21 protein-coding genes and 1 pseudogene are annotated in these 18,288 nt (G+C 70.9%); 7 read left to right on the top strand and 15 right to left on the bottom strand.

Features of this window, described 5'->3' with window-relative positions:
- Positions 1 to 21 precede the first annotated feature (21 nt).
- The 5 genes from AB5J53_RS26905 to AB5J53_RS26885 form a co-directional block, all read right to left on the bottom strand.
- Positions 22 to 978, bottom strand: coding sequence for an ATP-binding cassette domain-containing protein (locus AB5J53_RS26905; RefSeq protein ID WP_369248224.1), 957 nt, complete (start codon positions 976 to 978; stop codon positions 22 to 24).
- 84 nt (positions 979 to 1,062) lie between these two features.
- A complete protein-coding gene (locus AB5J53_RS26900) occupies positions 1,063 to 1,704 on the bottom strand; it encodes a PadR family transcriptional regulator (protein ID WP_369248223.1) in 642 nt (213 codons plus the stop codon).
- A gap of 24 nt (positions 1,705 to 1,728) precedes the next feature.
- Positions 1,729 to 2,268 (bottom strand): DinB family protein, encoded by a 540-nt coding sequence (locus AB5J53_RS26895; RefSeq protein WP_369248222.1) that lies wholly within the window; start codon positions 2,266 to 2,268, stop codon positions 1,729 to 1,731.
- A 115-nt stretch (positions 2,269 to 2,383) separates the two neighbouring features.
- The gene (locus AB5J53_RS26890; protein WP_369248221.1) at positions 2,384 to 3,844 is read right to left on the bottom strand and encodes an aldehyde dehydrogenase family protein; all 1,461 of its coding nucleotides are present in this window, start codon (positions 3,842 to 3,844) and stop codon (positions 2,384 to 2,386) included.
- Positions 3,845 to 3,968: 124 nt separating this feature from the next.
- A complete protein-coding gene (locus AB5J53_RS26885; RefSeq protein ID WP_369252483.1) occupies positions 3,969 to 4,793 on the bottom strand; it encodes a helix-turn-helix domain-containing protein in 825 nt (274 codons plus the stop codon).
- A gap of 337 nt (positions 4,794 to 5,130) precedes the next feature.
- Between AB5J53_RS26885 and AB5J53_RS26880 the strand changes: the two genes are divergently transcribed.
- On the top strand, positions 5,131 to 5,634 hold the full coding sequence (locus AB5J53_RS26880) for an ATP-binding protein (protein WP_369248220.1): 504 nt from the start codon (positions 5,131 to 5,133) through the stop codon (positions 5,632 to 5,634).
- A 92-nt stretch (positions 5,635 to 5,726) separates the two neighbouring features.
- On the opposite strand, the gene AB5J53_RS26875 is transcribed toward AB5J53_RS26880, so the two are convergent.
- The 8 genes from AB5J53_RS26875 to rpmG all read right to left on the bottom strand — a co-directional run bounded on the left by AB5J53_RS26875 (position 5,727) and on the right by rpmG (position 9,431).
- Positions 5,727 to 5,969: a DUF397 domain-containing protein gene (locus tag AB5J53_RS26875; protein WP_369252481.1), complete on the bottom strand. Its 243-nt coding sequence runs from the start codon at positions 5,967 to 5,969 to the stop codon at positions 5,727 to 5,729.
- A gap of 246 nt (positions 5,970 to 6,215) precedes the next feature.
- A complete protein-coding gene (locus AB5J53_RS26870; RefSeq protein WP_369248219.1) occupies positions 6,216 to 6,689 on the bottom strand; it encodes an SRPBCC domain-containing protein in 474 nt (157 codons plus the stop codon).
- Positions 6,686 to 7,030 (bottom strand): ArsR/SmtB family transcription factor, encoded by a 345-nt coding sequence (locus AB5J53_RS26865; RefSeq protein ID WP_369248218.1) that lies wholly within the window; start codon positions 7,028 to 7,030, stop codon positions 6,686 to 6,688. The genes AB5J53_RS26870 and AB5J53_RS26865 overlap by 4 nt, the downstream gene beginning before the upstream one ends.
- Positions 7,031 to 7,037: 7 nt before the next feature.
- Entirely contained in the window at positions 7,038 to 7,430 is a 393-nt protein-coding gene (locus tag AB5J53_RS26860) for a VOC family protein (RefSeq protein WP_369248217.1), read from the bottom strand.
- 75 nt (positions 7,431 to 7,505) lie between these two features.
- On the bottom strand, positions 7,506 to 7,739 hold the full coding sequence (gene rpsR, locus AB5J53_RS26855) for a 30S ribosomal protein S18 (RefSeq protein ID WP_369248216.1): 234 nt from the start codon (positions 7,737 to 7,739) through the stop codon (positions 7,506 to 7,508).
- An 8-nt stretch (positions 7,740 to 7,747) separates the two neighbouring features.
- Positions 7,748 to 9,010: a GTP-binding protein gene (locus AB5J53_RS26850; protein ID WP_369248215.1), complete on the bottom strand. Its 1,263-nt coding sequence runs from the start codon at positions 9,008 to 9,010 to the stop codon at positions 7,748 to 7,750.
- Positions 9,011 to 9,012: 2 nt separating this feature from the next.
- Positions 9,013 to 9,261, bottom strand: a complete 249-nt coding sequence (locus AB5J53_RS26845) for a type B 50S ribosomal protein L31 (protein ID WP_369248214.1) — start codon at positions 9,259 to 9,261, stop codon at positions 9,013 to 9,015.
- Between the two features lie 5 nt (positions 9,262 to 9,266).
- The gene (gene rpmG, locus AB5J53_RS26840; RefSeq protein WP_030573688.1) at positions 9,267 to 9,431 is read right to left on the bottom strand and encodes a 50S ribosomal protein L33; all 165 of its coding nucleotides are present in this window, start codon (positions 9,429 to 9,431) and stop codon (positions 9,267 to 9,269) included.
- Between the two features lie 72 nt (positions 9,432 to 9,503).
- Here rpmG and rpmB point away from each other — a divergent pair, with 72 nt between their 5' ends.
- From rpmB to AB5J53_RS26825, 3 genes are read left to right on the top strand one after another with little or no spacing between them, the layout of a single operon-like run.
- Positions 9,504 to 9,740, top strand: a complete 237-nt coding sequence (rpmB, locus tag AB5J53_RS26835; RefSeq protein ID WP_369248213.1) for a 50S ribosomal protein L28 — start codon at positions 9,504 to 9,506, stop codon at positions 9,738 to 9,740.
- Positions 9,740 to 10,045, top strand: coding sequence for a 30S ribosomal protein S14 (gene rpsN, locus AB5J53_RS26830; RefSeq protein ID WP_369248212.1), 306 nt, complete (start codon positions 9,740 to 9,742; stop codon positions 10,043 to 10,045). The genes rpmB and rpsN overlap by 1 nt, the downstream gene beginning before the upstream one ends.
- Positions 10,046 to 10,100: 55 nt before the next feature.
- Complete coding sequence (locus tag AB5J53_RS26825; protein ID WP_369248211.1) at positions 10,101 to 10,610, top strand: hypothetical protein; 510 nt, start codon at positions 10,101 to 10,103, stop codon at positions 10,608 to 10,610.
- A gap of 81 nt (positions 10,611 to 10,691) precedes the next feature.
- On the opposite strand, the gene AB5J53_RS26820 is transcribed toward AB5J53_RS26825, so the two are convergent.
- Entirely contained in the window at positions 10,692 to 13,223 is a 2,532-nt protein-coding gene (locus AB5J53_RS26820) for an FUSC family protein (RefSeq protein ID WP_369248210.1), read from the bottom strand.
- 131 nt (positions 13,224 to 13,354) lie between these two features.
- Between AB5J53_RS26820 and AB5J53_RS26815 the strand changes: the two genes are divergently transcribed.
- On the top strand, positions 13,355 to 13,891 hold the full coding sequence (locus AB5J53_RS26815) for a DUF4232 domain-containing protein (protein ID WP_369248209.1): 537 nt from the start codon (positions 13,355 to 13,357) through the stop codon (positions 13,889 to 13,891).
- Here AB5J53_RS26815 and AB5J53_RS26810 read toward each other — a convergent pair whose 3' ends face one another.
- Positions 13,892 to 15,016, bottom strand: coding sequence for a DUF2786 domain-containing protein (locus AB5J53_RS26810; protein WP_369248208.1), 1,125 nt, complete (start codon positions 15,014 to 15,016; stop codon positions 13,892 to 13,894).
- A gap of 98 nt (positions 15,017 to 15,114) precedes the next feature.
- Between AB5J53_RS26810 and AB5J53_RS26805 the strand changes: the two genes are divergently transcribed.
- A complete protein-coding gene (locus tag AB5J53_RS26805; protein WP_369248207.1) occupies positions 15,115 to 15,885 on the top strand; it encodes an ABC transporter ATP-binding protein in 771 nt (256 codons plus the stop codon).
- Positions 15,879 to 18,121, top strand: a pseudogene (locus tag AB5J53_RS26800) (FtsX-like permease family protein). Before AB5J53_RS26805 ends, AB5J53_RS26800 begins: the two are co-directional and overlap by 7 nt.
- Positions 18,122 to 18,288 lie beyond the last annotated feature (167 nt).

Here is an 18,288-nt window from a genome sequence, read left to right as displayed (position 1 = left end):
GGCTCGTCCCGTACGTCGTGCTCACGCGGCCTCCTTCACTCGGTGGTCGTCTCCCGTGAGGTGCAGGAACACCTCGTCCAGCGTCGGCCGCCGCAGCGCGATGTCCTCCGCCTCGATCCCGGCCTCCTCCAGGGCGCGTACGGCTCCGGCCAGCGCCGACATGCGGTCGGTGACCGGGGCGCTGAGGAGCCGGCGGTCGGTGTCCACCGAGACGCCCTCGGCGGGGAACGGCAACAGGGCCACGGCCGCGCCCAGTTGGCCCGCGTCGCGCAGCACCACGTCGATGCGGTCGCCGCCCGTGCGGGCCTTGAGCTCGTCCGCCGTGCCGTCGGCGATCACGCGCCCATGGTCGACGACGGAAATGCGGTCGGCGAGCTGGTCGGCCTCCTCCAGGTACTGCGTGGTGAGCAGAACCGTGGTGCCGCCGCCGACCAGCGAGCGCACGGACGCCCACACCTCCGCCCGGCCGCGCGGGTCGAGGCCGGTCGTCGGTTCGTCCAGGAAGAGCACGTCCGGGTCGGTGACGAGGGACGCGGCGAGGTCCAGGCGGCGCCGCATGCCGCCGCTGTAGCGCTTGACCGCCTTGCGGCCGGTGTCCGCGAGCCCGAACCGCTCCAGGAGCTCGTCGGCCCGCACGCGCGCGTGCCGGGCGCCCAGGTGGTGCAGGCGTCCGAACATCTCCAGGTTCTGGCGTCCGCCGAGCTCCTCGTCGAGCGCGGCGTGCTGACCGAGCAGGCCGATGCGCAGCCGTACCCGGCCCGCCTCGCTCACCACGTCGTGGCCCGCGACCTCCACGCGCCCTTCGTCGGGCCGCAGCAGGGTGGACAGGATCCGGACCAGGGTTGTCTTGCCCGCGCCGTTGGGGCCGAGCACTCCGTGCACCGTGCCGCCTCCGACCAGCAGGTCGAGTCCGTCCAGTGCCTGTTTGTCGCCGTACTTCTTGCGTGCCCCTTCGACGGTGATCGCCGCGTCGGCCACTGAGTTCTCCCTCGCTAGTCAAACTTGACTACTTCTGGAAAGTAACCCCGGAGGACGTATTCGTCAAACTTGATTACCCTTGTTTCAGTCGCGGTCCCCGGGGTGCGGCGCCCCCGTCGCGTACGGGTTCTCCTCACCCTCGGCCAGGACGCCGACGAACGGCTCACCCTCACCCGCGAAGGTGTAGGCCCCGCCCTCGATCCGCGCGATCAGGCCGCGCGTCCACTCGGCGTCGGCATCGGCGGTGTGCACCCAGAGGTTCATGATCTCGCCGATGTGGCCCAGCTGTTCGGGGCCGTCCTCGGGCACGTAGTGCTCGGTGACCGCGGCCCGCCACTCCTCGATCTTCCGGATCCGCTCCTTCAGGAGCGCCACCGCCTCGCCCCTCGGCAGGTCCACGATGAAGCCGATCGCCGCCGACTGGACGTCCATCTTCTGGTCGTACGACGTCAGGGACTCGCGCAGGAGGGCCAGGAACTCCTCGGTGCCCTTGTCCGTGATCTCGTACTCGGTGCGCGGCGGTCCCCCTGCCGTCGACGGCGCGACCTCATGGGCGTGCAGCAGTCCCTGCTTCGCCATCTGCTTGAGCGCGTGGTAGATCGAGCCGGGCTTGGCGTTGGACCACTCGTGCGCGCCCCAGTACTCCAGGTCGTTGCGCACCTGGTAGCCGTGGGCCCGCCCGTGCTGGCGGACGGCGCCGAGCACGAGGAGACGGATCGCTGACATGCGGTCCACATTAGGACCCCTGGATCAGCCAGCCTGCTCCCGGGCAACCAGCTCGAAGGCGGTCGCGCCGTCCAGGGACTCGCGGATGATGTCGGCGTGGCCGGCGTGCCGGGCCGTCTCGCGGATCAGATGGAGCGCCAGCCAGCGCATCGAGACCCGCCCTTCCGGCGGGAACCAAGGATCGTTCGGGAGCGCGAAGGTGTCGTCCAGGCTGGGCACCGAGCGGAGGAACGCGTCCGTCTCGGCAGCGACCTTCTCCCAGTACGCGAGCTGCGCATCGACGGTCTCGCCGTCGACGAGGACGAAACACTCGTGCCAGTTCGACTCGTCCCGCTTGACGGCCGGCGACTCGCCCTTGGCACGGGCGACCCAGCCCTGCTCGGTCTCGGCGACATGCTTGAGCAGCCCGGACAGGGACAGCTCGCTCGCGCTGGGGCGCGAAGCCGCCTGCTCCTCGGTCAGCCCGAGCAGTGCCCGGCGGATACCGCCGCGCTGTTCCTCCAGGAAGGAGAGCAACGCCCCACGCTCGTCACCCTGAGCCTCCGCTCGCACATGAGTCACCATGACCGGCCGCCTTTCGTCGGGACCTCTTGCCGGGCACCTGCTGCCTGACACCGACGAAGCTACGGGCCCTTGCGGTCAGGTTCTGTCCGCAAGGGCCCGGCAGGCCGAGGACGTCCTAGAAGGGAAAGAAGCTCCGCCCGTGCTGCACCGAGATCCACTTCACCGTGGTGAACGCGTCGACGGTCGTCTCGCCGTTCAGGCGTCCGATGCCGGAGTGCTTCTCGCCGCCGAAGGGGACCAGGGGTTCGTCGTGCACGGTGCCGTCGTTGACGTGGAACATGCCGGTGTCGATCTGCTTGGCGAAGTGCACGCCGCGCTCGATGTCCCCCGTGTGGACGGCGCCGCTCAGCCCGTACGGGGTGTCGTTGACGAGGCGGACCGCCTCCTCCTCGCCGTCGAAGGGCACGAGGAAGACGACCGGGCCGAAGATCTCCTGCTGAAGGAGGGGCGAGTCGGCGGGGACGCCGGTCAGGACGGAGGGCTCGACCAGGTTGTCGGTCGTCGTGCCGTGCACGAGGGCCGTGGCGCCCTCCGCGATCGCCTGCTCGACGGCGCCCGAAATCGCGTCCGCCTGCGAGGAGTTGATGACCGGGCCGATGACCGTCTGCGGGTCGCTCGGGTCGCCGGCCTTCAGCGTCCTGACCTTGGCGACGAACTTCTCGGTGAACTCGGCCTCGATCGAGCGGTCCACGAGGACACGGTTCGCGGCCATGCAGACCTGGCCCTGGTGGACGTAGCGGCTGAAGACCGCCGCGTCGACCGCGTAGTCGATGTCCGCGTCGTCCAGGACCACCAGGGCGCTGTTGCCGCCCAGTTCGAGGACGGAGCGCTTGAAGTTGGAGGCGCAGACCGTGGCGACGTGGCGGCCGACCTTGTCGGAGCCGGTGAAGGAGATGACCTTGGGCACCGGGTGCTCGATGAAGGCGTCGCCGATCTCGGCTATGTCGGTGATGACCACATTGAGGAGACCGCCCGGCAGGCCCGCGTCCTCGAAGACCTTGGCGACCAGGGAGCCGCCGACGATCGGGGTGTTCTGGTGCGGCTTGAGGACCACGCCGTTGCCGAGCGCGAGCGCGGGCGCGACGGACTTGATCGAGAGGAGGAACGGGAAGTTGAAGGGGCTGATCACACCGACGACGCCTACGGGGACCTTGTAGACGCGGTTCTCCTTGCCGTCGATCGGCGAGGGGAGGATCTTGCCCTCGGGACGCAGCGCCAGCTGGATCGACTCGCGCAGGAACTCCTTGGCGAGGTGCAGTTCGAAGCCGGCCTTGAGGTGGGTGCCGCCGAGCTCGGCGATGATCACCTCGGTGATCTCGGCCTCGCGGTCCTCGATGATGCGCAGGGCCTTCTCGAAGACCGCGCGACGGGCGTACGCGTTGGTCGCGCCCCATGCCTTCTGGGCGCGCTCGGCCGCGCGGTAGGCCTGATCGACCTCGTCCGCCGTGGCTATGGTGATCGACGCCAGCTTCTCACCGTCGTACGGATTGAAGTCGATGATGTCCCAGGAGCCGGTGCCCGGGCGCCACTCGCCATCGATGTACTGCTGGGCCAGGTCGGTGAAGTAGGACGACATGTGCTCCTCGATCCCTCAATCCCTGCGCTGCCGAAGCAGACATCCGATCACGGTCTGATCACGCGTCATCGTACTTGTGTTTCAAGGGAGTTGAAGGACGCCTTCGGAGACTGCGCGAAGGCGCTCAGGAGAGCTGGAGCAGCCCCCTCAGCAAGTCGCGGCTCTCGGAAGGGCCCGGGCTGTCCTGTTGCAGCTGCTTCAGCGCGCTCTCGTACTGGGTGACGTCCTCACGCTTGTCCAGGTAGAGCGCGCTGGTCAGCTGTTCCAGATAGACGACGTCCGACAGGTCGGACTCCGGGAAGCTCAGGATGGTGAAGGAGCCGCTCTCGCCGGAGTGCCCGCCGAAGCTGAACGGCATGACCTGAAGCCGTACGTTGGGACGCTCCGAGACCTCGATCAGATGCTGGAGCTGTCCGCGCATCACCTCGCGGTCGCCGTACGGGCGGCGCAGCGCGGCCTCGTCGAGGACGATGTGGAACTCCGGGGCGTTCTCGGATACGAGGTACTTCTGGCGCTCCAGGCGCAGGGCCACGCGGCGGTCGATGTCGGCGACGGACGCGCCCTTCATGCCGCGCGCGACGACCGCGTGCGCGTACGCCTCGGTCTGCAACAGGCCGTGCACGAACTGCACTTCGTAGACCCGGATCAGATGGGCCGCGCCTTCGAGGCCGACGTAGGTCGGGAACCAGCTGGGCAGGACGTCGGAGTAACTGTGCCACCAGCCCGCGACGTTGGCCTCTTTCGCGAGCGAGACGAGGGAGGTGCGCTCCACCTCGTCCGTGATGCCGTACAGCGTCAGCAGGTCCTCGACGTCACGCGTCTTGAAGCTCACCCGTCCCAACTCCATGCGGCTGATCTTCGATTCGGAGGCACGGATCGAGTAACCGGCCGCTTCCCGGGTGATTCCACGCGCCTCCCGCAGGCGCCGCAGATGTGACCCCAGCAGCATGCGCCGCACCACCGAGCCGCTCGACTCACCAGCGCTCACGTTCGTCCGCCTCCCCAACCGTCTTCAGGGGCCGAAGTCTGCCACTAAAACACTTCAAGCAGTACTCGTTCGATTACGGAAACGGAAAGTAGCCAAAGGAGCCACGCACGAAAAGATCAGGAGAGGGGCAACAAGAGGGAAGAAGGTGACAGAAGAAATGAGCAAGAACTGGTAGACGAAGGTCTAATTCGGGCGCGTGCACGTGCATCTGCCCTTGCATCTGCTGTACGCATTCGGAACCATGGTCCCCGCGCCACCGCTGCATCGCAACGACCGCGAACACCCGGGAGTGCCTCGCATGGGGACGAATGGATCGACCATGCTCGAGCCCTTACGGCAGGGACTTCCGCCGCTCGATCCCGCGGCCGTGTCCGACGCCGCTTCCTGCGCCCTGCCCGCCCGCTACGAAGCAGTGCGCGAAGCACGGCAGTTCACCCGCAGAACGCTGGACCAGTGGGACATCGGCGACCGCTTCGACGACGTCTGTCTGGTGGTCTCCGAGCTGGTCACCAACGCGCTGCGGCACGCACTGCCCTCGGACACCCCTCGGGACGACCAAGGCCCGCCCGTGCGGCTGCACTTGATGCGGTGGACCTCACGTCTGGTATGCGCGGTGCGCGACCCCAGTCACGACAGCCCGGTCGCGGGCGACTCGGACGACTTCTCGGCGGAATCGGGCCGCGGCCTCTTCCTGGTCGACTCGTTCGCCGACGGCTGGGGCTGGCACCCGCTCGCGGGCACGCTCAGCGGCAAGGTCGTGTGGGCGCTGTTCCGGCTCCAGCCGCCGGTGGCCACCGAATAGGAAACCGCGGCGCCTTTTGGCGCCGCGGTTCTACGCGCGTTACGCAGCGTCGAGCGGCGATCGCCCTCGGTCGTGTCGGCGATCGCGCGTCATCAGCCCGCGATCAGGTGGTCGAACTCGCCGTCCTTGATGCCCAGGAGCATCGCTTCTATCTCGGCACGCGTGTAGACGAGCGCGGGCCCCTCGGGGAACCGCGAATTCCGCACGGCCACCTCGCCGCCGGGCAGCCGGGCGAACTCCACGCAGGAACCCTGCGAGTTGCTGTGCCGGCTCTTCTGCCAGGCCACCCCGTCCAGCGCGGTCGCAGCCATGCCGTTGTACACGTCGTCAGCCATGCCGTCGTACACGTCATCCACGTCGTACACGTCGTGGTCCACAGGTCGCTCCCCGGTCGTGCAGTGGCTGAAGTGGCCATAGATGCAGTGGTCAACTGACCCGGATCATAGCTCTGTTCATGTGCAGATGCATGGGCAGATGCACGTGCACGCGGGGTGGTCCTACGGTTACAGCTTTTACCGGCGCTTGACTACCAGCTGTTGTTCGCGCGACTACGGCCTGCTGCTCACCGGCCCGCAAAAGGACTACAGCCGGTCCAGCGCATTCCCCAGAGCTCGCATCACATGCGACCTCCAGCCCCCGTCCATGATCTTCCGCGCCATCATCTGTGCGGGATCGTCCGGATCGAATCCCTCGTGTACTAGGAACAGACGCGTACCGCGGCCTTCGTGTTCCAGTGTCCAAGTAATGGTCCAATCCGCGGGATTGGCGGGATCGGCGTCCGCCCACCGGACGCGCAGCATCCGCTCCGGCTCGTACGCGAGAACGCGCACGTCAACGGTGCCGGAGAACTTCGAGTTGGGGCGCGGGACCGATGTCAGCGTGTACTGGTGGCCGACTTCGAGCCGGAAGTCCTCCGATCCCTGCATCTGCCACTGCACGAGCAGCTCGGGCTCGGTGAGGGCGCGCCAGACCTTGGCGGGCGGGTGCGGGAGGAACTGGTCGACGCGGATGGTCGTCAGGTCATCCGCCGGCTCGGACTGCGAAACGGGGCTCATGTCTCGTCATCGTCGGGCATGCGGTCCAGGAGATCGCCGAGGCCCTTGAGCCTGTCGCGCCAGAACCGCTCGTACGGGTGGAGCCAGTCCTGCACGTCGGCGAGCGGCGCGGCCTCCAGGCGGTAGATCCGCTGCCGTCCCGCGCGCTCCTCCGACACCAGGCCGGCCTCCCGGAGCACCTTGAGGTGTTCCGAGAGGCTCGGGCGGCGCATGTCGAAGTGGTCGGCGATCGCCTGGACGGGCTGGGGCCCGTCGTCGCGCAGCAGCCGCAGCACCTCTCGGCGGGTGGCGTTGGCGAGCGCGGCGAAGAGGCGGTCCTCATGGGCCCCGATGGTCGTCATGGCGCGATCAGAAGCCTTCCTTCTCCGTGATCAGCATCAGACCGTTGCCGTCCGGGTCGCGGAACGAGGCCATGCGGCCCCAGGGGAGGTCGTCGGGACCTTCCACCGTGACGCCCGCGGCGGCGAGCCGCGCGCAGTCGGCGTCGACATCGGTCGTGACCAACATGATCCCCCGGGTCTCGCCGGGCACGAAACCGCCCATCCCCGGACCCGAGAGCGTGAAGACGGTCTGCGCCCCCTTGGGCGCGACCTGCAGCCACCGCCCGGGAGGCATGTCCCGGTCCGCGGTGACCTCGAAGCCGAGTACGTCCGTGTAGAAGCGCAGGGCGCGCTCCTGGTCGGCGACCGGGAGGGTGACGAAGGAGGCGTGGGTGATGTTCGTGGGTTCCATGGGTTTCATGGATACGACAATAGATAGGAGATTCCCTACGGGTCAACCGTAGGGAATCTCCTACCTGTGCACTCCCGGTCGGGCCTACCGGGACGAGTACGGCAGCAGCGCCATCTCCCGCGCGTTCTTGATGGCGCGGGCCAGCATCCGCTGCTGCCGCGCGGTCACGCGCGTGACGCGACGGCTGCGGATCTTGCCGCGGTCGGAGACGAACTTCCGCAGCAGATCGGTGTCCTTGTAGTCGATGTACGTGATCCCGTCGCGGTCCAGCGGATTCGGGCGGGACTTGGCGGGCTTGCGTTCGGTCTTGCGGGGCATCAGGCTTCTCAGACTTCCAGGAGGGTGTCGAAGGCGGGCGGGAGCCGCTTCCAGGCGGCGCGCCCGGCGGCGTACTCGGTGTCGGTCAACAGGCAGGACTCCAGGAGCAGTTCGAGCCCCTCGCGGTCGAGCCCGGGCGAGGTGAAGACGAGGTGCTGGCAGCAGTCCCCGTGCTCCGGGTGCCAGTCGAGCGCGGCGGCGGCCCGGCGCACCGGCGGGACCATGTCCCACGCCGCGTCCGGCAGCGAGGCGAGCCACGGGCCCGCGCTCTCCACGCACAGCGCTCCCCCGGCGGCGTCCCAGTGCAGCAGCGTGTCGGGCCGGTCCGCGAGCCAGAACCGCCCCCGGCTGCGCGCGGCCGCGCAGGTCAGGTCCTCCAGTGCGGCATACAGCCGCTCCGGGTGGAACGGACGGCGCCGGTGCCATACGAGGGTGGAGACACCGTGCGCGTCGGCCTCGGCCGGGAGCAGCGCACAGGCGGGGTGCTGGGCCGCGGCGGCGGCCTCGACGTCGAACCCGGCGAGCGCGGCCTCGGCGAGCGCCGAGCGCGACCCGCCCGGCACTGAGGCCGAGCCGAACCACCCGGGTGCCGGCACGTCCGGGCCGGACGACCCGGCACCCGGCAGACCGGGGCCCGCCGAGCCGGCCCCGGACGCATCAGGGTCCGCCGAAGCGGTGCCGTTGATGGGTACTTGGCGGGCCGTCGGGTGCAACTGCGCGAGCAGGGCGCGGTCCTCGTCGTCGGCCTCCTGTGAGTCGGCCACGGCGAGGACGGGGGCGTACTCGAGCTGGCGGGCGAAGGTGTCGGCGACGGTGCGCTGGTCGTTGGCGGCCGCGGCGAGGCCGCCGTCGGCGAGGTCGTCGCCGTTTCCGAGGTAGGGGAGCAGCAGCGCCGGGTCGACGGCGGTGATCACGCCGGTCAGCGTCAGGCCGCTCGACGCCACGACCTCGGCCATGGCCTTGGGCTCGACGGAGTCCCACAGCTCGACGATCGCGAGCCGGGTGAGGCCGGCGTCCGCGAGCCGTTCCAGTTCGGGCACCAGGTCCTCGCGCAGTGCGCAGCACGCGCAGTCGTTGACCAGGGGCGCTTCGCCGGCGGAGAGGATGCCGGTGCGGTCACGGACCGTACGGACGACCGTGCCCGCCGCGGCCGTGGCCAGGTCGTGGTGGAGCGCGACGCTGCCCGGGACGGCCGTCAGCAGGCGCTCGACGGCCGCCCTGCGGGCATCGGCGTGCAGTCCGCCGACGATCGCGACGGAGAGCTCGGCCACCTTCAGCTCCGCTTTCCGTAACGGCGCTCGAAGCGCTCGACGCGCCCGGCCGTGTCCAGGACGCGCGCGTTGCCCGTGTAGAAGGGGTGGCTGACGTTCGAGATCTCGACGTCGACCACCGGGTAGGTGTTGCCGTCCTCCCACTCGATCGTCTTCTCACTCGTCATGGTCGAGCGGGTGAGGAAGGCGTGGTTCGCGGCGCGGTCCCGGAAGACGACCGGGCCGTACGCCGGGTGGATTCCCTCGCGCATGGCGGTCAGCGCTCCTCTCGGAAGTCGACGTGGCGGCCCGCGACCGGGTCGTACTTGCGCAGGGTCATCCGGTCCGGGTCGTTCCGGCGGTTCTTGCGGGTGACGTAGGTGTAGCCGGTCCCGGCGGTGGACCGGAGCTTGATGACCGGACGGAGTTCGTTGCGTGCCATGCCTGGTATCTTACTGAAAATGAATCCCATTGCCAGTAGTCACTGGCCAGCGATCACGAGAGGTGCGTCACCTTGTCCGCCCACTGCATGCTGACCGGCGCCCGGCCGGGCTTCGGCAACCAGATCTCGCACTCCCACCGGCGCACCTCCCGCCGTTTCGACCCGAACGTCCAGCGCAAGCGCTACTGGCTGCCGAGCGAGGGCCGCTACGTACGGCTGCGGCTGAGCGCGAAGGGGATCAAGACGGTCGACACGATCGGCGTCGAGGCGGCGGTGGCGCGGATCCGCGCCCGGGGAGTGAAGGTCTGATGGCGAAGAAGAGCAAGATCGCGAAGAACGAGAAGCGCCAGGAGATCGTCGCGCGGCACGCCGCCCGGCGGGCCGAGCTGAAGGAGATCATCCGCCGGCCGTCCTCGACGGATGCCGAACGGGTCGCGGCGCAGGAGGAACTGCGCAGGCAGCCGCGCGACGCGAGCGCCACCCGCGTACGCAACCGGGACAGCGTGGACGGCCGCCCGCGCGGTTATCTGCGTACCTTCGGCCTCTCCCGGGTGAATCTGCGTGAGCAAGCGCACGCCGGATTCCTCCCCGGGGTTCGCAAGTCCTCCTGGTAGCTTGCTGCGGTCGTCCCGGCGACCTCGGCATCCTCACCCACCCTTGGGGGCTTCAGTGACTTCGGCGACCTTCCCGCGCAGGCAGGCGCGTATCGCGGCCGCGACCGCGGGGCTGGCGGCCGCGCTCCTGCTGACCGGTTGCAGCAGCGACGACGGCGGCTCCGGCGACAAGTCCACGAGCCCGAGCGCGTCCGCGACGGAGACGGCCGCCACGGGCGGCGGCACGGGCGGCACCTCCGGCGCCAAGAGCAAGCTGGAGGGCAGCTGGCTGGCCACCACGGGCGGCAAGGCCGTGGCACTGATGGTCACCGGCGAGAAGGCCGCGCTCTTCACGACCGGGGGCAGCGTGTGCAGCGGTACCGCCGCCGAGGAGTCGGGCATGCGGATGATCCGCCTCAAGTGCACGGACGGCAGCAAGGACCGTGCGGTCGGCATGGTCGACTCCGTCAGCGGTACGAGCCTGAAGATCACGTGGGAGGGCGCGCTCGGCAAGGAGTCCTACGTGAAGAGCGAGGGCGCGCAGCAGTTGCCCACGGGGTTGCCTACGGCGAGCTTGGGGTCTTGATCGTTCGCGGCGCGTGATCGCTGGTGGCGCCTGGTCCTTCGGGGGCTCGTGATCATTCGGAGCGCCTGATCGTTCGGCTGGTCATTTTCGGGCCGCGGAATCCTTTGGGTTCCGCGGCCCGTTCGCATGTTTTCCACGTTTCGCGTGCTTCACGTTTTTTGCGTGTTTCCTGTGCTTCGTGCGCTTCGCGCGTGTGGACTCGCCGCCCTCCGCCGTCGTCGGGGGTACGGCCGTGTCCAGGGCCTCGGAGAGCTCGTCGAGGGCTTCCAGGAGCAGCCTCGCGCCCTGGCGGACGAATGCCGCCGGGCCGTCCTTCGGGACGCCCTCGCGATCCCAGGCCTCCAGGGCCTCGCGGACCGTGTCCCAGCGCGGGACGCGGCGCTCACGCACCGCCTTGGCGCCCTGTCGGGTGGCCTTGGGCAGGGCCTCGGCGAAGCGGGCGGCGGGCGGGACCGGGAGTGCGTCCCGGTCCGGGAGGTGGGCCTCAAGCAGCATGGTGACGCGGCCCATGTGGGCGATGGCCTCGTCGGCGGCGTCGGCCGTGGTCCGGGGCAGGCCCCGGTGGCGTACCGGCTCCGTCTGGGCGCGGGTCACGGTCGTGTGCCAGGCCGCGCGGGCGGCGCGCGAGGCGAGGAGAGCCTTGCGGACGTCGTCGCCTCCGCCGCCGGGATCGGCGTAGCGGGCGACGACGGCGGCCGCGTAGCGGCCCTGTTCGGTCAGCCGGTCCGCGAGGCGGGGGCGCAGGCGCGGAGTCTCCCAGGCCGGGTAGACGGCGTAGGCGATCACCGCGAGGAGTCCGCCCAGGAGGGTGAGCAGCACGCGTTCCGGGACCGTCTGGTTCAACTGCTCCCCGCCCATGCCGAGCAGGAAGACGACGTACGCGGCGATGCAGGCCTGGGCGGCGATCTGCCCCGTGCGCATCAGCAGGAACATCAGCCCCGCGCTGACCACGGCGAAGGCGCCCAAGAGGTACGTCCCCGGGTGTGCCGCCTGGACGACGCCCGTGGCCAGCGCCACCCCGACGAGCGTGCCGGCGAAACGGGCGACGGCTCGGCTGTAGGTCTGCGAGAAGTCCGGGCGCATGATCATGACCGCGGCCAGGGGGGCCCAGTAGCCGTGGCCGAGGGGGAGCCAGGTACCGAGGAGGTAGCCGGTGGCGGCGACGGTCGACACGCGGATCGCGTGGCGGGTGATCTGGGAGTCGTGGTGGAGTTCCTCCCGCATGGCTTTGAGGGCCACGGGGGTCAGTTCGAGGAGGGTGGGGCGGAGCATGGGTTTGGTGGGGGTGCTCTCGGGGTGGTGGGTCCCCGGAGTGGGGGCTGAGTTTGAGCTGGGCGCGCTGCTCGGCGGTTGCGAGGTGCCGCTCTCCTCGGGACGGGTGCCGCCCGCTTTCCCCTTGCCCGGGGTGGGGGCTGGAGTCGGGGTGGGGGCACTGCTCGGCCCCTGCGAGGTGCCGCTCTCCTCGGGACGGGTGCCGCCCCTAGTGGCATGCCTGCCCACGGCCAGGGCGGTTCGGAGGCGGCCGGCGGCGCGCATACCCGCGCGTCCGGCAGCTCGTAGGCGGCCGGGGGTCTTGGCCGGGCGGGGCCGCGCTTCGGCGGCCCGTACGCCCGTGGATGTCGCGTCGCGTTCGCCCTCCACCGTTTCCACCACGCGCTGGAGCAGGGCTCCCAGGCGCTTCGCCGCTCGGTAGGGCGGGCCCGTCAGGATGGCGGACGTGTCCGGGGTTCTGAAGGCCGCGACGGCGCCCGGGGGGAGGGAGACCGGGGTTCCGTGGCGGATGGCGCCGGCGGAGGTGTCGAGGATCGTGGCTGCGGCGGCGAGGAGTTCGCGGACGCGGTCGCGTTCGGGGCCCTCGGTCGGGACGCCCATCGCCGGGTCGGCGAGGGAGGCGAGGACGGGGCGGATGCGTTCGGCGAGGCCGCGGGGGCCGTGGAGTTCGGCCGGGCGGCGGCGGGCCTGGCGCTGGGTGACGGCGGCCGCGTTGCGCGCCTCCATCAGCGGCTCCGGGTCGAAGCGTGCCAGCGGGTCGCGGCACAGTCGGCGCGCGTAGTCCGCCTCGGCGGCCAGGGCGTCGGCCAGCGCGTCGCGGTGGGCCCCCCAGCGTCGTATGGGAAAGAGCGCGACCAGGGACGCCTGCACCACGCCGCCGGCGATCATCATCGCGCTGTGGCCCGCGGCCTGCGCGACCGAGGTGGGCAGGGTGACCGTGATCAGCATGATCGCCACGTTCGAGGTGGCGATCAGGCCGGTGGTCGGGCCCGCCGCCCAGCTCATCCCGGCCACGAACGTCCACACCACCAACAGCGCCAGGAACAGGGCCAGGTGGGTGATGGTGAGGTAGCCGACGAACGTGGAGACGGCCAGGGTGGTGCCGGAGGCGAGCGCCAGCTCGGGACGCGGTCGCCAGCTGCGCTGGAAGGTCGCGATCGCCGCCTGGAACGCCCCGAACGCACCCCCCGCCGCCGCCCCGGGCCCGAACGCCCACAGGCTCACCCCGATCACCAGCGCGAGCCCGGCGGCGCCCCGCAGCGCGATCAGCGGTTCGAGACGTTTCCGCTCGATCGTCAGTCCCGAGCGCGCGGTCTCCTTCAGCGCCCGGATCCAGCTCATTCCGTCAGCCTAAGGGACTTTTATGGACATTCGCGGCTCGGCGGAGGCGAACGACCGAGGGGCGTGCAACGTCCGGGGATCAAAATGCGTGATGATCCATGCACCACCGTCATCACCTCCGGGGGAACCCCATGCGTGCCCTGCCCATCGCCGTCACCGTCCTCGCGGCCGCCCTCGCCCTGACCTCCTGCGACGACAGCGGCGGCAGCAAGACCGACGAGGCCGGCAAGACCGACAAGAGCGCCTCCACCGACTGCCGGGTCGACCACGTGGGCATCGAGGTGGGACCCGCCAACGCCGCCCCGGCCGCCGGGGACACCGGCAACGTCCCGGTCACCCTCACCAACCGCGACTCCACGTGCACACTGAAGGGCTTCCCCGGCCTCGAGGTCCATGCCGGTGGCGACTCCACGGACATCGCCCCGGAGAAGTCCGCGAACCCGGTGAAGCTGACCCTCGCGAAGAACGACACCGCGACCTTCACCATCACCTACGTCCGGGGCGAGAAGGGCGACGCGAAGACCTTCGACGCCCAGACCTTGAAGATCAGCCTGCCCGGTGCCACCGCCACGCAGGACTTCAAGTGGTCGTACGGGCCCGTCGCGGGCAAGAACGAGGCGGCCGACCTGAATGCCTCCGTGAGCCCGTTCCAGCACGCGGGCGACTGATCACCGCAGTGGCGGCCGCCCCTTGACCTGCGCCCGGTCCGCCGCCGCGGCCCCTTCGTGCCACCCGGCCGCGTCGCTGACCCCACGCAGCCGGGTGGTCACCGTCTCGGGGAACATCCGGTCCATGTGGTCCGCGACCGCCACGTCGCGGGCCGCCAGCACCGGCAGCAACTCCCCCTCCGTGGCCGCCTCCTGCCCTTCGGTCACGGACGCGAGGCGGTCGCCGATCCGGTGCGCGTACGCGGCGAGGAAGGACTGCCGGAAGGTCTTCGTACGCTTCCGGCCGCCCGCCCGCTGCGCGGCCTCCGCCTTCGTCATCGCCGCCGTGGCCTGCACGAGGAGTGAGGTGTAGAGGAGCTCGACCGCCTCCAGGTCGGGTTCGAAGCCGACGACGGTCGAGAAGCCGAGGGCCTCGTTCCATACCGCCCGGCAGCGGTTCGCCCCTGCCACCGCGTCCAGGAGCACCGCCTTGGCCGTCTCGTACGGCGGCTCGACGCCGATGCGGCAGGCGCCGGGCGCGTCCTTCGCGTGCGTGCGCGCCGCGAGCAGCGCCTCGTCGATGCTGTGCCGCGCCATCAGCTCCTGCGCCTTGGCGCTCAGCGCCTCCGCCTCCTCCGGGAACCCGGTCGCCTCGGCCTTGGCGAGCAGGGCGCGGATGCGGGTGAGCATGCGGGTGTCCTGGGGGGCGGCCTGGCCCTTCCCGGGTACGTCCAGCGGCTCGATGGCGGGGAGGCGGAGCAGCAGTCGGTACAGCTCCAGTACGGCGGTCGCGTACGAGAAGCGGTCGGTGCGGGGAGCCCGGGGCTCGGCCGCCAGGTCTTCGAGCTGTGCGGCCCAGCGCGGGCCCTGTGGCTTGCGGTTCTCGCTGAGGATCAGCGCGGACACCAGCTGTACGTGGACATCCTCCAGCTCGCGTCGCACGATCCGTACGACGTCGGCGGGCTGCCAGCCGCGCCGCCAGGCCGCGGAGACGAACTCCTCGCCTCGGCGGGCGAGTTCGGCGTCGGATGCCGGGTCGGCGGCGAGCAGCGAGGCGCCCGTGTCGAGGGCCGTGTCGGAGTCGGCGTAGAGAGCGGTCTCGAAGGCGCGCTCGACCGTGCCGGGGCTGGGGTTACTGCTGCTCATACGTCGATCGTGTCACGGGCCCCGGTAGGGCCTGCCCTACCCCCAGGACGCCCTCTGGTGGTCGTGTTCGGGCGGTTGCCGGACGGTTCGCTTGAGGCATGACCGAAACAGCCGTACGTATTCGATCTCTGCGCCGTGACTATGGTGCCGTCGCCGCCCTGGACGGGGTCGATCTGGACTTCGCCGCCGGAACCTTCACCGCCGTGATGGGGCCGTCCGGGTCGGGGAAGTCGACCCTGCTGCAGTGCGCGGCCGGGCTCGACCGGCCGACTTCCGGCACGGTGGCCGTCGACGGGGTCGAGCTGCGCGGGCTGAGCGAGCGTCGGCTGACGCTGCTCAGGCGGGAGCGGATCGGATTCGTGTTCCAGTCCTTCAACCTGTTGCCGTCGCTGACCGCCGCGCAGAACGTCGCCCTGCCGCTGCGGCTGGCCGGGCGGCGGCCCTCCCGCGGGGCCGTGCGCGAGGCGCTGGACCGGGTGGGGCTCGGCGACCGCGCCGGGCACCGGCCGGCGCAGCTGTCCGGCGGGCAGCAACAGCGGGTCGCTCTCGCGCGGGCGCTGATCACCCGTCCCGCGGTCCTCTTCGGCGACGAGCCGACGGGGGCGCTCGACACCGGGACGGGTCGTGAAGTGCTCTCGCTGCTGCGGGAGTTGGTGGACCGGGAGGGGCAGACGACCGTCATGGTCACGCACGACCCGGTGGCGGCCTCGTACGCGGACCGGGTGGTGTTCCTGGTCGACGGGCGGGTGAGCGGGGAGCTGGCGGAGCCTTCGGCGACGGGCGTCGCGGGGCGGATGGCGGAGCTGGAGCGACTGGCAGGGCTGGAGCGGCTCGCGGGGCTGGAGCGACTGGAGGGTGCGCCGTGCTGAGTTTTTCGTCGTTGCGTACGCGCTGGGCCTCCCTTCTCGGCTCCTTCGTCGCCGTCGGGCTCGGGGTCGCGGTGATGACGGCGATGGGGCTCGCCCTTGCCGCCGGCCTCGACGCGTCCGGGCGGCCGCCGACACGGTTCGCGTCCTCGCCCGTCGTGGTGATGGGGCGGGACACCCTCACGGTGGAGGTGCGGCGGGGGGCGGACAGCGCCCTCGTGTCGAAGAAGCTGGCGCATCCACATCCTGTGGACAGTGAACTCGTCCGTGAGCTTCGTGAATTGGGGCGGGTGCGGATCGTACGGACGGATGGTGCGAATCGGGACGCGGTTGGTGGCGGTGCGGTACGTGTCGATGCGGTCGGCGTTGACGCGGCTGGCATTGACGCGGTTGGCGTTGACGCGGTTGGCGTTGACGCGCCCGTTGCGGCTGTGCGGCGGCTCGTCGGGGATCGTGCGCGGGTGCTGACCGGTGACGACCGGCATCAGGCCGACCCCTCCGCGGCGCGCGATGCCGAGGCGCTGGCCGGGGTCGGCTCCCTGCTGGGAACGGCGGCCGGGGTGACGGCCTTCGTCTCCGTTTTCGTGACGGCTTCGACGTTCGCGTTCGTCGTGGCCCTGCGGCGGCGGGAGTTCGGGCTGCTGCGGATGGCCGGTGCGACGCCCGGGCAGGTGCGGCGGCTGTTGCTCGGGGAGGCGTGCGCGGTGGGGCTGGCGGCTTCAGCGGCGGGGTGCGCGCTGGGGGCGCGTGGTGCGCCTCGGCTCGTGCGGGCGCTGGTGGACGGCGGGGTGGCGCCCTCGTGGTTCGCGCTGCGGGGGTCGGCGGACTGGCCTTGCCACGTCGCCTTCTGCACGGGTGTGTCGGTGGCCCTTGCGGGCGCCTGGGTGGCCTCGTGGCGGGCGGGGCGCATCGGGCCCGTGGAGGCGTTGCGCGAGGCGTCCGTGGACACGGGTGTGATGCCTCTGTCGCGGCGGGTGATCGGTTTCGGGTTGCTCGCGGTCGGACTCGGGCTGATGGTCTGGATGTTGGCGACGGATCCGTCCGCGCCGCTGAAGCGGAAGACGTACGCGACGCAGCCGATGGTCCTGATCACGGCGGTGGCGGCCCTCGCTCCCGTGCTCGTCCGTCCCCTGGTACGGCTGCCTCTCGTACGGCTGCCTCTCGTACGGCTGCTTCCCCTCGGCCGGCTGTCCGGAGCGGTCGGGCTGCTCGTCCGTGAGAACGCGGCCGCGGCGCTGCGGCGCACGGCCGCCGTGGCGGCTCCTGTCCTGGTGACCGTCGCGCTGGCGGGTTCGCTGCTGGGGGCTGCGGCGACCGTCACTCGGGCGAAGGCGACGGAGGCCCGGGAACAGACCCGTGCTCACTTCGTGGTCAGCGGGGGCGACTTGCGGGCGGTGCGGGTTGCTGGGGCCACGGTCTCGGCCACCGCGTCGACCGCGGTCTTCGTACGGGAGGAGGGGACCGCGCTCATACGGTCCGACGCGCGGGCGGTGAGCGATGTGGCGGCGTTCGCGGCTGTGGCGCGGCTGCCGGTCGTCGCGGGCGACGTGCGCGATCTCGACGACCGGTCGATCGTCGTGAACGAGGAGTGGGAGCGGCATGAGGTGGGAGCCTGGGTTCGTGTGTGGCTCGGTGACGGGCGGCCTGCGCGGTTGCGGGTCGTGGCGGTGCTGGCACGGGGGACGGGGGACAACGGGGCGTATGTGACCTCGGCGAACGCGGTGGGAGCCGTGGTCGATCGGCTCGATGTGCGGGTGGGGCGTGGAGTGGATCGGGCGGCCGTCGGGACGGCGTTGCGGGCCTCGACGGGCGGCACGGTGAGGTCCGCGTCGGCGTGGCTGGCTGCCACCCACCCGCGCACCAGCCCGCAGACCCGGCTGGGGTTTCTCGTGGTGCTGGGCATCGCCCTTGTGTACGCCTGGATTTCGCTCGCCGCGACGCTGGTGATGGCGACGTCGGCGCGGGGTACGGAGCTGCGGTCCCTGCGGATGGCGGGTGCCACTCGGGGGCAGGTGCTGCGGGTGGTCGCCGGGGAGGCGGTGGTGGGGGTCTGCGTGGGGCGGTGCTTGGGGGTGCGGCGGGCCGGGGTGAACCTTGCGGGGGGGTCGCGGCGGCGCTGGCGCGGGTGTCGGCGCCGGTGGGGGTGGATGTGCCGTGGGGGGTGCTGGGCGGGTGTGTGGGGGCTTGCCTGGTGGTGGCGGTCGGGGCGGCGGCGGTGGGGGCGTGGCGGCGGACGTGACGACGGCCGCCGGTGGTTCGCCCGCTGTTCGTGGTGGGTCGGGGCCACGTCGGTACATCCGCTCGTATCGGAACGGATCAACCGTGGGGAGCCCCGCCCGCTGTTCGTGGTGGGTCGGGGCCACGTCGGTACATCCGCCCGTATCCGAACGGATCAACCGTGGGGAG

The sequence above is a fragment of the Streptomyces sp. R41 genome (genome assembly GCF_041053055.1).
Lineage (GTDB): Bacteria > Actinomycetota > Actinomycetes > Streptomycetales > Streptomycetaceae > Streptomyces.
This window is presented reverse-complemented; position numbering and strand designations above follow the sequence as displayed.

Excerpts from the sequence above, each read along its gene's own strand:
- AB5J53_RS26900 (WP_369248223.1), bottom strand. The coding sequence starts at position 1,704 with ATGTCAGCGATCCGTCTCCTCGTGCTCGGCGCCGTCCGCCAGCACGGG.
- AB5J53_RS26895 (WP_369248222.1), bottom strand. The coding sequence starts at position 2,268 with ATGGTGACTCATGTGCGAGCGGAGGCTCAGGGTGACGAGCGTGGGGCG.
- AB5J53_RS26890 (WP_369248221.1), bottom strand. The coding sequence starts at position 3,844 with ATGTCGTCCTACTTCACCGACCTGGCCCAGCAGTACATCGATGGCGAG.
- AB5J53_RS26885 (WP_369252483.1), bottom strand. The coding sequence starts at position 4,793 with ATGCTGCTGGGGTCACATCTGCGGCGCCTGCGGGAGGCGCGTGGAATC.
- AB5J53_RS26880 (WP_369248220.1), top strand. The coding sequence starts at position 5,131 with ATGGGGACGAATGGATCGACCATGCTCGAGCCCTTACGGCAGGGACTT.
- AB5J53_RS26875 (WP_369252481.1), bottom strand. The coding sequence starts at position 5,969 with ATGGCTGACGACGTGTACAACGGCATGGCTGCGACCGCGCTGGACGGG.
- AB5J53_RS26870 (WP_369248219.1), bottom strand. The coding sequence starts at position 6,689 with ATGAGCCCCGTTTCGCAGTCCGAGCCGGCGGATGACCTGACGACCATC.
- AB5J53_RS26865 (WP_369248218.1), bottom strand. The coding sequence starts at position 7,030 with ATGACGACCATCGGGGCCCATGAGGACCGCCTCTTCGCCGCGCTCGCC.
- AB5J53_RS26860 (WP_369248217.1), bottom strand. The coding sequence starts at position 7,430 with ATGAAACCCATGGAACCCACGAACATCACCCACGCCTCCTTCGTCACC.
- rpsR (WP_369248216.1), bottom strand. The coding sequence starts at position 7,739 with ATGCCCCGCAAGACCGAACGCAAGCCCGCCAAGTCCCGCCCGAATCCG.
- AB5J53_RS26845 (WP_369248214.1), bottom strand. The coding sequence starts at position 9,261 with ATGCGCGAGGGAATCCACCCGGCGTACGGCCCGGTCGTCTTCCGGGAC.
- rpmG (WP_030573688.1), bottom strand. The coding sequence starts at position 9,431 with ATGGCACGCAACGAACTCCGTCCGGTCATCAAGCTCCGGTCCACCGCC.
- rpsN (WP_369248212.1), top strand. The coding sequence starts at position 9,740 with ATGGCGAAGAAGAGCAAGATCGCGAAGAACGAGAAGCGCCAGGAGATC.
- AB5J53_RS26820 (WP_369248210.1), bottom strand. The coding sequence starts at position 13,223 with ATGAGCTGGATCCGGGCGCTGAAGGAGACCGCGCGCTCGGGACTGACG.
- AB5J53_RS26815 (WP_369248209.1), top strand. The coding sequence starts at position 13,355 with ATGCGTGCCCTGCCCATCGCCGTCACCGTCCTCGCGGCCGCCCTCGCC.
- AB5J53_RS26810 (WP_369248208.1), bottom strand. The coding sequence starts at position 15,016 with ATGAGCAGCAGTAACCCCAGCCCCGGCACGGTCGAGCGCGCCTTCGAG.
- AB5J53_RS26805 (WP_369248207.1), top strand. The coding sequence starts at position 15,115 with ATGACCGAAACAGCCGTACGTATTCGATCTCTGCGCCGTGACTATGGT.